Consider the following 12,958-nt stretch of genomic DNA (forward strand, 5'->3'; position numbering starts at 1 on the left):
GTGCTACAACCCGTTCGACGTCTCTTACTTTCCTGCAACTCAGCCCAGTACTCTTTCATGCGAAAGGGGCTGTCATTAATTTTTAGCGTCAAAGGAAAGAAGAAAATGTCAGATCGTCAGAGCGGCACCGTCAAGTGGTTTAACGACGAGAAAGGGTTTGGTTTTATCACTCCAGAAAGCGGTCCGGATCTGTTCGTGCATTTCCGCGCTATCCAGGGCAACGGCTTCAAGAGCCTGAAAGAAGGCCAGAAGGTCACGTTCAAAGCCGTGCAAGGCCAGAAAGGCATGCAGGCTGACGAAGTACAAGCAGAAGGCTGATCCTTCCTGCGACAAAAAGCCCCTGATGGTGACATCAGGGGCTTTTTTATGCGCGTTTGTTCGTAGAATGACTTTTTTATTCTGAGAGCCCTGCCATGTCCAAACCCTTGCTGACCCCCCAGGGCGATTTCCCCGCCGTTGGCCTTGGCCGGCGTCTGGCAGCCATGTTCTATGACTTCCTGCTGTGCACCGCGCTGCTGATCGTCACCGCATTCCTCTACAAGCTGGTGTGGATGGCGTTTATCGGCGAGGCCAGGATGCGCACGCTCACCGAGTCCGGCGCACTGGACGGCGACCCGTTGCTGTCGACGATCCTGTTTTTCGTGCTGTTTGGTTTCTTCGCCAAATTCTGGACCCATTCGGGGCAGACCCTGGGCATGCAGGTGTGGGGTGTGCGTGTACAGAACGCCGATGGCTCACGCATCAGCCTGTGGCAGGCGCTGCTGCGCTTTGTGGTGTCGATTGCGTCGTGGCTATGCGTGGGGCTGGGGTTTATCTGGTCGCTGTTTGATAAGCGCAAACGCAGCTGGCATGACATCTACTCGGACACGCAGCTGGTACATATCCCCAAGCAAAAGAAGTAATTCCAGGCTAGCGAAGATGCAAATGTGGGAGCTGGCTTGCCTGCGATAACGTCAGTCCAGTCACTGCAATATTGACTGATAGACCGCTATCGCAGGCAAGCCAGCTCCCACACAACGAAGTCAGGCGTTACCGGCCAGCTTCAGTCGCGCAGCCTGGGTGAAGTCAAGCATGCGCTTGAGCGGGCGCACTGCATGCGGGATCACCGAAGGCTCCACGAAGATCTCGTTGCTGCCCTCACGCAGGCACTGCAACGTGCGCTCCAGGGTGTTCATCGCCATCCACGGGCAGTGTGCGCAACTGCGGCACGCAGCGCCGTTGCCGGCGGTAGGCGCTTCGACAAAAACCTTGTCCGGGCACAGCTGCTGCATCTTGTAGAAGATGCCGCGGTCAGTGGCCACGATGAAGGTTTTGTTCGGCAAGCGCTGCGCGGCGGCAATCAGCTGGCTGGTAGAGCCGACGGCATCTGCCAGTTCGATCACCGAGGTCGGCGACTCCGGGTGAACCAGGATCGCGGCGTCCGGGTACAGCGCCTTCATGTCCTCCAACTGCTTGGACTTGAACTCCTCGTGCACGATGCACGCACCGTCCCACAGCAGCATATCGGCACCCGTCTGGCGCTGGATGTAGGTGCCCAGGTGTTTGTCCGGGCCCCAGATGATGGTTTCGCCGTTGTCCATCAGGCTTTCGACGATTTCCAGCGCGCAGCTGGACGTCACCACCCAATCGGCGCGGGCTTTGACCGCCGCCGAGGTGTTGGCGTACACCACCACCGTGCGCTCGGGATGCTGGTCGCAGAACGCCGAAAACTCATCCACCGGGCAGCCAAGGTCCAGGGAGCACGTGGCTTCCAGGGTGGGCATGAGGATGCGTTTTTCGGGGGTGAGGATCTTGGCGGTCTCGCCCATGAAACGCACGCCGGCCACCAACACGCTCTTGGCCGGGTGGGCAGCGCCAAAGCGTGCCATTTCGAGGGAGTCGGAGACACAGCCGCCGGTTTCTTCGGCCAGGGCCTGAATCACCGGGTCGCAATAGAAGTGGGCGACCAGCACCGCGTCTTGAGCCTTGAGCTCGGCAGCGATGGCGGCGCGCAGGCTCGCCTCTTCTTCGATGCTCAGGGCCTTGGGCTGCTTGGCATCGAGGTGGGCTTGAACCAGAAGGCGTTCGGAAATGTGCGTCATGTTCGCAAGACCTGCAGGCGCAGTTGCGCGAAAGTCGAGTGTACCACCGGCTCTGGGCCCCTTCGGGCACCGCCGGACGAAGTGATTGTGTTCATCAAGCACGGGTGAAGCTGCGCAAGGCTACAGAATATCGAGGGGTTTCAAAAGCCTAAAAGATGCGCCCCAGACACCGCAGCCGCAAACCGCATCGCCTTTGCCCGTGGAGAGGTCGGGCGCCATAACGTTCTTTTGTAGAACTGCGCGAATCGGTGACGCAGCAGAAATCACTCAACGTTTATAAATATTTAAACCCCGCGCGCCTCAGCCTATACAAAAAACAAACTTAAGACTTGTCTCAAAAGCACTCTGAAAAATTGCCAATCTCGTAAGTAACGGTAAGAATTGCCTCAACTCAATTCATACCCGAGCCACACCGTGAACAACAGAACCGTAATCGCCGACAATCATCCGATCGTCCGCCTGAGTCTTCGTAAAATACTGAATGACCACGGGCACAAAGTTGTCGGTGAAGCCAACACTGCGAAAGACGCATTAGAGCTATGCGCCTCACTTCGCCCTGGCTTTTTACTACTGGATGTCGCACAACCCGAACTGGATGGCCTGCACTTGATCAGGCAATTAAATCTGCAAAGGATCCCCACGAAGATAGTGGTATTTACGAGTTTAGTCTCGAACACCATTACCGAACGCTGTATGTCAGAGGGTGCACACGGCCTGGTCTACAAGCATGAAGAACCGTCCAGATTAATCGATTCCATCCGAATAATCGCAACGGGGTACAACTACTTCCCGAACAGAGGGCCCGCCGCTGTTGGTGTGGAACATGACACCCGAAAGGATGAAAAACTGTTGAGTTCACTGTCCCTGAGAGAACTGTGCATTCTGCAAAGGCTGTCTTGCGGGCAAACTCAAAAGTCCATTGCCGAAAGCATGCACCTGAGCAACAAAACCGTGAGCACCTATAAAGCCAGGCTGTCATTGAAGTTGAACGCCAACACGACCATTGAGTTGTATGAAATAGCCAGGCGCAATGGGTTGTCCTTGACACATTCGGTGTAACACCCGCGCCGTGCTCACCCTAATTCACACGATTAATTAAAACACCCGCAAACTCCACCCGTAAAAGATAGGCGTGCACTTCTGCACCTTATTTATCTCAAGATCAAGGAGGTTGGATTGCACTAGAGGTCTATCAATGAACACCGCCAATACACTCTTGTGTTTAGCATTAAATATTTATCACGAGTCCCGTGGAGAGCCCGAAAACGGCCAAATCGCGGTGGCAAGCGTCACCATGAACCGCGCCGGCTGGCAGACGGAAAACATTTGCAGGGAGGTATACCGGGAACGGCAGTTTTCCTGGACGCACTCCAATGCCCAGCGCCAACCGAAGGAAGAAAAGGCGTGGCGCAAGGCCAAGACCATCGCGACGCAAGTGCTCAACGGAGAGCACAAGGATCCCACCGGCGGCGCCACGCACTTTCATGCCTCAAACATCCAACCCTACTGGAGTCGATCCTTTCAGAAAAAAATGCGCATAGGCCGGCATATTTTCTATACCGAGAACTGACCATCGGGCCAGGTGATCGCTTCAGATGTCCTTGAGGTGCAGGTGTAACTTGAACAGTTCCGTATCGGTGCGCACATTCAGTTTGCGTAATGCGGCCTGTTTCTGACCGCTGATCGTCTTGCGACTGCGCAGGAACTTGACGGCAATTTGCGAGACGGACATCCCCTCAAGGCAGCAACGCAGCACTTCACGCTCCTTGGGCGACAACGCAGGGTAGTTGACCAGTTGTTCAGAGCCCGAATCGCCTTCCTCAACCGACGCAGAAGTGGGTGTTTCGGGGGTTGAATCCAACTCTGAGGCCATGGCCGGCGAAAGGTACAAGCGGTCCAGCGCCACCGTGCGAATCGCGCGTACCAAGTGCTCAGGGTTCTGTGACTTGCCGAAGAAACCGTTGGCACCCGCGCGTATGGCCATATTGACCGTCGCGGGCCGTTCCATGGACGAAAGCACCAGGATGCGCAAGTCAGGATGATGGCCGCGCAACAGCTGAATCAGCCGCAAGCCGTCGAGTTCACCATCGCTCAATTGGTAATCGAGGAGCACCAGGTCGATTGCCTCTTCACGTAGCGCCTGCAGAAGCTGGTTACCTTGGGAATACACGCCGACGACTTTGATGTCGGACTCGGAGGACAAACGAACCGTCAGTGCGTCACGTATCAACGCGTGGTCATCCAGGAGCGCCACCTTGAGCGGTGAAACGACCGACCATCTCATCGTAAAGCCCTCCGGATACACACGAAATTGCGCGAATTACCTGACAGGTCATTCGCCATTATAAATACACACTATCCTAAGTCTGAGAGAAAAAAAACCTGGGAATAGCGATTCTGAGGATTCGACCTACAACCGCGAACTACAACATATAACATATTGATTTTATTGAAATAAAATAAATACCAGCACACTAATGCGGCATAAAACCGGTCAGTCTGGCGTGACTGCAAAGCCCATCGTTTTTTCCAGAAAAAAAGCGCTCAAACAGAGCCGCGGCACAGGCCAGAGACCGACAAAAGGATGCCAGAGGGAGATATTGCACAAGCGTGAATGCAGGCAGGGAGCTATGTTGACTGGTATTAAATCTTACAGAATAAAATGACGGAAACTACGGACGCTGATTTTTCAGGGCGCCCGTCCTACCGGGCTTGAACGTCAATGCTTCCTACTGGACCTGACACCTTGAAGACCTTTCAACGTTTGTTCGCCTGGTTAACGGGCACCTTGATCCTGTTGATTGCGACCTGCGCCCTGGCGCAACCCCGTGAGCCGGTGCAGCTGCTAGTCAACGCTCCCACCAACATTCCTCACGTCGAATTCGATACCCAGACCCGCGCCTGGCTCGCCACCGGCCCCGAAATCAATGTGGCGATCTGGAACGGCGCGCTACCGCCCTTGCACATGGGCTTCGACCAAAGTCAGTTCGAAGGCGTGGCGGCGGACTACCTGGGCGCCATACGTGCAGCCACCGGGCTGCGTTTGAAGATCTGGCGCTACCCCACCCCCAAGGAGGCCCGAGAGGCGCTGGCCCGAGGCGAAGTGGACCTGCTGGCGCTGCACGACATCACCCAGGGCCAGGAAGGTGCGCTGACACAATCGCGTCCCTACCTGCTCAATCGCAAGGTCATCGCCCGGCGTATCGGCGAAACCTTGCCGCCGACCGCCGACCTGGACGGCCAGCGCCTGGCCTACGTGGGTGACGACAGCGTCGGCGCCGCCCTGCAAACGCAGTACCCCAAAGCCCGGTTGATCCAATACACCAACCATCTGATCGGCCTGACGTCACTGGTGTACAACCAGGCAGACGCCATGTGGATGGATGCGATTACCGCCGAGTTCATGATTCGCCTGCTCTACAACAACGACGTATATATCTCGGGCGACGCCCTCCCCCGCGCCTCGGCCGACATCAATTTCGCGGTCAGCGACCGCCAGCCGCACTTGTTGAAGGCGATCAACACCACCCTCGACGCCATCCCGCCCCTGGACATGATGCGCATCACCACCCGCTGGGGCTTGAGCAACAACTTTGTCGTGGACCAACCCCCGCTCGATCTGGATGCCGCCGAGACGGCCTGGCTGGCCAGCCATAAGTCCATCCGGATTCTCGTGGCCGGCGCCTATGCGCCCCTGACGTTTTTTGATGACCATGATGAGTTCCAGGGCCTCAGTGCGGACTTGCTGAAAATCGTCAGCCAACGTACCGGCCTGAAACTGGAGATCGTGCGCAGCAACAGCATTTCCACCATGCTCAAACAGCTTCAGGACAATCAGGCCGACCTGATCGCCGCCCTCAGCATTGGCGAAGCGCGGCTCAAGCCCGAACAATTCACCCGGCCTTACCTCATCAACCCGTTCGTGCTGGTGACCCGACGCTCGGGCACCACGCTGGACAACCTCGACGCACTCAACGGCAAACGCCTGAGCATTCCCACCGGCAACCCGCTGGCCAACTGGCTGACGCAGCACTACCCGCAAATCATCCAGGTACCGGTTCCCAATGCCGTGCGCGGTATCGAAATGCTCTCCAAGGGCGACGTCGACGCGGCGGTGCATATCCAGATCGGCGCCGATTACTTCATCAAGCAGCATTTCCAGGATGCCTTGCAGATCAGTGCCGTGATCGGTGAATACCCCGCCCGCATCGCCATGGCGGTCGGTGATGACGACCCGCAGCTCAAAAGCATCATCAACAAGGTGCTGCTGGGCATTCCCCCCGAAGAGCTCAAGACCTTGAGTGACCGCTGGCGCAACCATGCCGCGCCGGCCGTTTCCAGTTCGTGGAACGCCTACAAGGATGACCTCTACCCCATCATTGGCGCGGCCGTGGCGTTTGTCCTGGCGTTTCTGGTGTGGAACTACTACCTGCAGATCCAGATCCGCAAACGGCGCAGTGCCGAACGCGCCCTCAGCGACCAACTGGCGTTCAGCAAAACCTTGATCGACGGTTCCCCTATCGCGCTGTATGTGCGGGACAAGTCAGGGCGCCTGGCCCAGTGCAACCTGGCTTACCTGGAGTTTCTGCACACGACCCAGGATGAAGTCATCGGCAAGACCCTGAGTGAAACCGGCGTGATCTCGCCAGCGCTCAGCGTCCAGTACCAGCAGATCTATGCACAGAGCGAGAAGAGCCAGGAACCGACCTTCGCCGACCTGGACATCGAGATCGACGGCCAGCAGCGCCAGATCTACCACTGGACGCTGCCCTTCCAGAACGCTGCCGGTGAGTTCTCCGGGGTGATCGGTGGCTGGTTGGACATCAGCGAGCGCGAGCAATTGATGGAGCAATTGCTGCTGGCCAAGGAAGCGGCCGATGATGCCAACGAATCCAAGTCGACCTTTTTGGCGAGCATGAGCCATGAAATCCGCACGCCCATCAGTGCGCTGATCGGGCTGATCGAGATGCTGCGGGTGCGCGGTGGCACCCCGGAACAGCTGGACGAAAACCTGCGGGTGGCGCACCTCTCCGCGCAATCGTTGCTGTCATTGATCGGCGATATCCTGGACCTGTCGAAAATCGAAGCCGGCGCGATGCACCCGTTGCATCGTCCCACCCACTTGATCGAACTGCTGGAGTCGGTGCACACCCTGTTCGAGGTCAATGCACAGAACAAACACCTGGGCTTCGACCTGCGGGTCGACGCCCATGACCCGCTGGTGATCATCGATTCGTTGATGCTCAACCAGATCATCGCCAACCTGATCAGCAACGCGATCAAGTTCACCGAACACGGGTCGGTGACGTTGTCGCTCAAGCAATTGCCGGATGACGCCACCACAGGGTTTTGCCGCTATTTGATCGAGGTACGCGACTCGGGCGTGGGCTTGAGCGAAGCCGCGAAAAAGGCCATTTTCGAACCGTTCGTGCAGGTGGCGTCCGGCACCCGTAGCGCGCGCGGCACCGGCTTGGGCCTGAGCATTTGCACACGCCTGGCGGCGTTGCTGGACGCCCGCCTTAGCGTCACCAGCACGCTCGGCCAAGGCTCCTGCTTCCAGCTGGAGTTCGCCGCCGAGCGCACCCAACTTGCGCCCGCCTCACAACCGGCGCAAGCGCCCGGCACACCGAACCACCGCCTGAACATCCTGGTGGTCGAGGACCACGCACCCAATCGCTTGCTGCTGTGCCAGCAACTCGAGTTCCTGGGGCACCGCGTGGTGCCTTGTGACGATGGCGAAACCGCCCTGGCCGAATGGAAGCAGGCCGACCCGCCCTTCGACCTGACCATCACCGACTGCAATATGCCGCTGATGGACGGCTATGAGCTGACCCGCCAGATGCGCAACCTGGAACAGGACCGGGCCATGAGCCCGCACCCCATCTTTGGCCTGACGGCCCATGCCCAGTCGCAAGTTATCCAGGACTGCCTGGATGCGGGCATGACCCAGTGCCTGTTCAAGCCGACCGGCATTGAGGCCCTGGCCCAACACATCGGTGCCGTCTCTGCCGAAGCGGCCCGGCGCGCCGGTGCGGCCAACGCGAGTGGCGGGGAATTGCAGAAGCTTAAATTCCTCGCGCCCGACGCGTACAAGCCCCTGGTCGAGCAATTCATCAATGCCAGCTACGAAGACCGTGCCAGCTTCAAGGCGCTGCTGAGTACCAACGACACCCGGAAAATCGGCACGCTGACCCACAAAGTCAAAGGCGGCGCCTTCATGGCCGGCGCCCAGCAACTGGTCGAGGCCTGCACGCAGTTGGAAGACCTGCTCGAACAAGATCCGCCCGGGGCGTATCACCCGCAAGTGGAACGCGTCATGGCGGTGATGCAAACCCTGGAACAACAGTTGTTGGCCGAGATTGCCTAACGCCGGGGCACTGGCGGCTAGTCCGTCAGTTCCACCCGCCACTGCCCGGCGCTGAGGGGCGCCGCGACAAAAAACGGCAGGTCCGCCGACCAGCACTGCGCGTGTACCTTCGAATGGTAGCGGCACACTTCCTGGCCCGCCTGATCGAGTACACGCCAGCCCTGGTATTCACCACAGGCCTTGGTGCTGGGGCCACGGATCGCCTTGAAACTCGCATTGCTGCCCACATGAAAGCGCTCGGTCTGCCAGCGAATCGGGGCATGCGCCGGAAACGGCTGGGCGTCATGAAAATCGAACCACTCATCATGGTTCAACACGCTCTGGCGCAGCATCGGCCACACCTGCTCACGCAGGAACAACTGGTCGGCAAAGCGCGTCACGTCGGACTGCTGCGCCAGCCAGGCTTGCATCAGCGGTTTCAACGCAGGCAAACCGCCACGGCAACCGCCCCACAGCCCCGCCAGGATCAATTCGGTGTGGGTGAAATAATCGCGCATATGGTGAAACCAGCAGGGGCTCGCCAGCCACTGCTCGACGGCCACTTGCTCACGCTCAGACAGCAGCGAGTCCGCATCGCGGATCAGGTAGCGGTCTACCTCCGGGTCATCCACCACCAGGAAACGCCACATCAACGGGTGCACACCGTCACGCGCCGAACCGCTCATGTCGATCACCTGGGCGCCGGCCGCCAGCAGGCGTTGCCGGATCAGCGCCGGCACGCTGTCATCCAGGTAGACACGGCAACGCCACGCGGGAAACAGCTCCCGGGCCACCTGCACATTGGCGACAGCCGACTCGCAATAGCGCGGGCTGTCACCGAACAAGGTGTAGGCGATGATGTTGCGTTCAGGCGCGCCCGGCTCAAAGGCCGCCGGTGCAGCCGCTCGCGGCCCCGGCTCGACGGCATGGCCGTGGCGTGCGTCGGCACGTTCCAGTGAAAGCTTGCCATAGGTGCGTATGTCGTCGTACAAGCCCAGGCGGCCGCAGACCTCAGCCAACCCATCCAGCCACGTAGCGCTGGCCTGGGCTTGCAAGGCGGGCGGTGCGTTGAAGATCCGCAGGTACACCGCGTGCGCCTGGCTGAAATGATTGAGCCGCATCAGGCACAACGCGTAATCCGACAACACGCCCATATGCTGCGGCACAAGCTTCAATGCGCCTTCGGCCGCGCCCAGCCCCGTGGCAAAGTCATTGCGTGCCATGGCCGCCTGGAACGCCTGGGCGCAGTGCTGAAACTGCTGGGCCGGGCTGGAACGCTTGTGTTTAGCCAGGCTCATCGTGCTTCCCCACGCAACCAGGCGCCCAGCGCACCAGCGCCGGCGTACTGGCGCAAAATCGCCTGGTAACCGTCGAAGCGGTTACTGATCTCGCTGACGCGGTTGCCGTAGTGATCGGACTCGGCCGACAACACGTCGAGCAAGGTACGTTTACCCAAGTGGTACCACTGCTCGTAAAACGCCACGCGAATGCCGTCCGACTCGTTCGTCAGGCTGCGGTACAACTCGGCACGCTCCAGGAAGGTCTTGGCCTCATGGTTGGCGGTGCGAATGCCGTATTCCAGGTCCAGGCGCTGTTGCTCGGCCGTTTGGCGACCGGCTTCAGCGCGCTGCAATGCCGCGCGTTCCGAGGCGCGGGTGGAGCCGCCCCGGAAGGCGCCCCAGGACAACGACAAATGGGTTTCCCACGGCTGCTCACGGCCCAAGGCATCATCAGCCGTGGACTTGTTGATCACCCAGTTCAACTGCGGCAAGGACGATGCACGCACCACCTTGGCCTGCAATTCGGCAGACTCGGTCTGCTCCCGCGCCTGATTGAGCGAGGGATGGTTGTCCACCTTGCCCAGCAACGCATCGAGGTTGGCCAGGCGGATGTTCCATTGCGGGGTGCGCGGGATCGGGATTGGCCGGTCACCCACCAGTTTGCGCAGGTTGATCTCGGCATCCTTGGCTTTGGTATCGGCCGCATCGCGTGCCGCCTGGGCCTGCAACTGGCGTGACTTGGCCTGGGTCAATTCACTGGCGCGGCCTTTGTCCACGGCGACGATACCGGCCAACATTTTCACCAGCTCGTTCATGCGATCAACGTACTGCTGGCTGAGGTCGACGATCAGGCGTTGCTTGCCCAGCTCGACGATACGGTGGGTCACATCGAAGGCCGATTTTTCCAACTCGGCCTCAATGGCCGAAGCGGCTGCCGCCGACAGGTGCCGACGACTCTCGATGGTGCTCTGGATACGCCCCCAGTCATACACGGGGGTGACGAGGCTCAAATTGATCCCGGTACTGCCCGAGCTTTCGTTATCCGACGAGCCGCCGAACTTCTTGGAACCGGCGGTGGTGCTCAGGTCGACCTGGGGCCAACGCTGGCCCTTGGCTTCATCGATGTCGGCGTCGGCGGCATACTGCTCGGCCACAGCGGCCTGCACCTTGGGGCTGCGCTCGGCAGCGGCGCGCACGGCCCGCTGCAGGATCTCGCGCAGCTCGAATTCCGACGGACCTACGGCAGTGACCTGCCGCATCGCCACAGACTCAGAAACGCCCAAGGTGGCCAAGGCCGAAACCCCCGGCAGCTCGCCGCTGCGCGAAGGTGCCACGTTCACCGTCGAAGGCGCACGGGGGGCCGGCTTCGCCACGCTGTTGGCGTCCACCTTGGAAAACGACAGTGCTTCGCTGCGCGACGACACGGGCCGCGCCGGTGGTGTATAGGCCGTTGGCGCTGCCGGCTGGAACGTCACCACCTCGGCGCGACGCGGTTCGGCTTCGCGCACCACCGCAGGACGTGGCGGTGGCGTATAAGCCTTTGCCACTGCGGGCTGGAACGTCACCACTTCTGTGCGACGTGGTTCAGCTTCACGCACCACCGCAGGACGCGGCGCTGGCGTATAAGCCGTTGGCGCTGCCGGCTGGAATGTCACGACTTCTGCGCGACGCGGTTCGGCTTCACGTACCACCGCAGGACGCGGCGGTGGCGTATAAGCCGTTGGCGCTGCCGGCTGGAACGTCACCACTTCTGCGCGACGCGGTTCAGCTTCACGCACCACCGCAGCACGCGGCGGTGGCGTATAGGCCGTTGCCACTGCCGGCTGGAAAGCCAACACTTCTGTGCGACGCGGTTCGGCTTCGCGCACCACCGTACGCACGGCAGGACGCAGATCCCTCCCAGGTGCAGCCGCTAAAAACGCGAGGAATTCATCGGCCTGGACCGACACGCTATGCAACCCAACCGACAGGCTCCAGACCAGTGTGGCCAGCAGGCTCAGGCGAAACGCCGGCGCAGCCGTGCCCTGTGCCGACGGCATCGGCCGTCGGTCATGTGTGTAAGTCATGATCATCTCTCCCGGAAGGCTTCGCGCGCCTTGAGCACGGGCTTGAGCAGGTAATTAAGAATGGTCTTTTCACCGGTACGGATTTCCACCGATGCCACCATCCCCGGAATGATGGGCAGCGACTTGCCGCCCGCCGTCAGCTCACTGCTGTCGGTCAACACCAGGACGCGGTAGTAGGTGTCATCCGGGCGACCCGACGCCGCCTTCTGGTCGTCCTTGAGGGTGTCCGGGCTGATGTGTTCCACCCGGCCCTTGAGGCCGCCATAAATCGCGTAGTCATACGCCGTGATCTTCACGGTCGCCGCCAGGCCCGGGCGCAAGAAGGCCACATCCGAAGGGCGGATCTTGCCTTCCACCAGCAGTTGTTCTTCCAGGGGCACGATCTCAAGGATGTGCTCACCCGGCTGGATGACCCCGCCAATGGTGCTGACCCGCACGTTCTTCACGGTGCCACGCACGGGTGCGGTGATGGTGGTGCGGTCACGGATATCCGCGCGGCCAATCAGGTTTTCGCTGATCTGCGACAGCTCCAGCTCCAGCTTGGAAAGCTCGGAGTTGGCGTCTGCCTGGAACTTGTTGGTGCGCTCGACGATTTGCGACTTGATGTCGTTGGCCGAACGGCGAATACGCAACAGCTCCACTTCCGACATCAGGCCCTTGGCCGCCAACGGCTCGGCCAGGCGCACTTCACGGGTCGACAACTGGTAGCTGCGCTCCAACGCACTGATGCTGTCGTTGAGGGCACGTTTGCGCGACTCGTAGGCACGGGTTTCCTGGGCCACCACGTCCTTGTCTTGCTTGACCTGGTCGTCGAATTGCAACGGCTGGGAATACGCCTCGGAACGCAATCGCGTGATCGACGCTTTCAGGCCAATGACCTTGGACAGCACTTCGCGGTAGCTGGACTCGGCGCGGGTCGGGTCGATGCGCAACAGCACGTCGCCCTTTTCGACGATGGCGCCTTCACGCACATTCATGTCCAGCAGAATCCCGCCCTCCAGGCTCTGGATCACCTGCTCGCGGCTCATGGAAATAATCTTCGCTTCGCCCAGGGTGATTTCCTCGACCCGTGCGAAGTACGCCCACACCACACCGATCACCAGCACAGCGGCGATGAGGTACAACACCAGCTTGGAGCCGGGGGTGGTCTGGGACAGCAACGACTCTTTGACATCGTTCATGAAC

Annotated in this window: 10 protein-coding genes; 5 read left to right on the forward strand and 5 right to left on the reverse strand. The window is 60.0% G+C overall.

All coding sequences use genetic code 11. From position 1 onward, the window contains the following. Nucleotides 1-105 precede the first annotated feature (105 nt). Together AC07OV_RS13015 and AC07OV_RS13020 are read left to right on the forward strand one after the other, a co-directional pair. Nucleotides 106-318: a cold-shock protein gene (locus AC07OV_RS13015; protein WP_034109143.1), complete on the forward strand. Its 213-nt coding sequence runs from the start codon at nt 106-108 to the stop codon at nt 316-318. Nucleotides 319-413: 95 nt separating this feature from the next. Beyond that, nucleotides 414-902, forward strand: coding sequence for an RDD family protein (locus tag AC07OV_RS13020; protein WP_176994294.1), 489 nt, complete (start codon nt 414-416; stop codon nt 900-902). A 120-nt stretch (nt 903-1,022) separates the two neighbouring features. Here AC07OV_RS13020 and nadA read toward each other — a convergent pair whose 3' ends face one another. Then, nucleotides 1,023-2,081: a quinolinate synthase NadA gene (gene nadA / locus AC07OV_RS13025; protein ID WP_495092362.1), complete on the reverse strand. Its 1,059-nt coding sequence runs from the start codon at nt 2,079-2,081 to the stop codon at nt 1,023-1,025. Nucleotides 2,082-2,495: 414 nt separating this feature from the next. Here nadA and AC07OV_RS13030 point away from each other — a divergent pair, with 414 nt between their 5' ends. Further along, a complete protein-coding gene (locus tag AC07OV_RS13030) occupies nt 2,496-3,140 on the forward strand; it encodes a response regulator (protein WP_494997150.1) in 645 nt (214 codons plus the stop codon). A gap of 136 nt (nt 3,141-3,276) precedes the next feature. Next, nucleotides 3,277-3,651 (forward strand): cell wall hydrolase, encoded by a 375-nt coding sequence (locus tag AC07OV_RS13035; protein WP_494997149.1) that lies wholly within the window; start codon nt 3,277-3,279, stop codon nt 3,649-3,651. Nucleotides 3,652-3,672: 21 nt separating this feature from the next. Here the strand turns inward: AC07OV_RS13035 and AC07OV_RS13040 are convergent, their stop codons facing one another. Then, nucleotides 3,673-4,365, reverse strand: a complete 693-nt coding sequence (locus AC07OV_RS13040; RefSeq protein ID WP_494997148.1) for a response regulator — start codon at nt 4,363-4,365, stop codon at nt 3,673-3,675. A gap of 462 nt (nt 4,366-4,827) precedes the next feature. Between AC07OV_RS13040 and AC07OV_RS13045 the strand changes: the two genes are divergently transcribed. Beyond that, on the forward strand, nt 4,828-8,448 hold the full coding sequence (locus AC07OV_RS13045) for a transporter substrate-binding domain-containing protein (protein ID WP_495092363.1): 3,621 nt from the start codon (nt 4,828-4,830) through the stop codon (nt 8,446-8,448). A 17-nt stretch (nt 8,449-8,465) separates the two neighbouring features. On the opposite strand, the gene AC07OV_RS13050 is transcribed toward AC07OV_RS13045, so the two are convergent. Genes AC07OV_RS13050 through AC07OV_RS13060 form a run of 3 tightly spaced genes read right to left on the reverse strand, consistent with a single transcriptional unit; the run spans nt 8,466 to nt 12,954 of the window. Then, a complete protein-coding gene (locus tag AC07OV_RS13050; RefSeq protein WP_494997145.1) occupies nt 8,466-9,725 on the reverse strand; it encodes a hypothetical protein in 1,260 nt (419 codons plus the stop codon). After that, nucleotides 9,722-11,773 (reverse strand): TolC family protein, encoded by a 2,052-nt coding sequence (locus tag AC07OV_RS13055; RefSeq protein ID WP_495092364.1) that lies wholly within the window; start codon nt 11,771-11,773, stop codon nt 9,722-9,724. The genes AC07OV_RS13050 and AC07OV_RS13055 overlap by 4 nt, the downstream gene beginning before the upstream one ends. 2 nt (nt 11,774-11,775) lie before the next feature. After that, complete coding sequence (locus tag AC07OV_RS13060) at nt 11,776-12,954, reverse strand: HlyD family type I secretion periplasmic adaptor subunit (protein WP_495092365.1); 1,179 nt, start codon at nt 12,952-12,954, stop codon at nt 11,776-11,778. Between the last annotated feature and the right edge of the window lie 4 nt (nt 12,955-12,958).

It is taken from the genome of Pseudomonas sp. GW821-FHT09A09 (assembly GCF_059418405.1).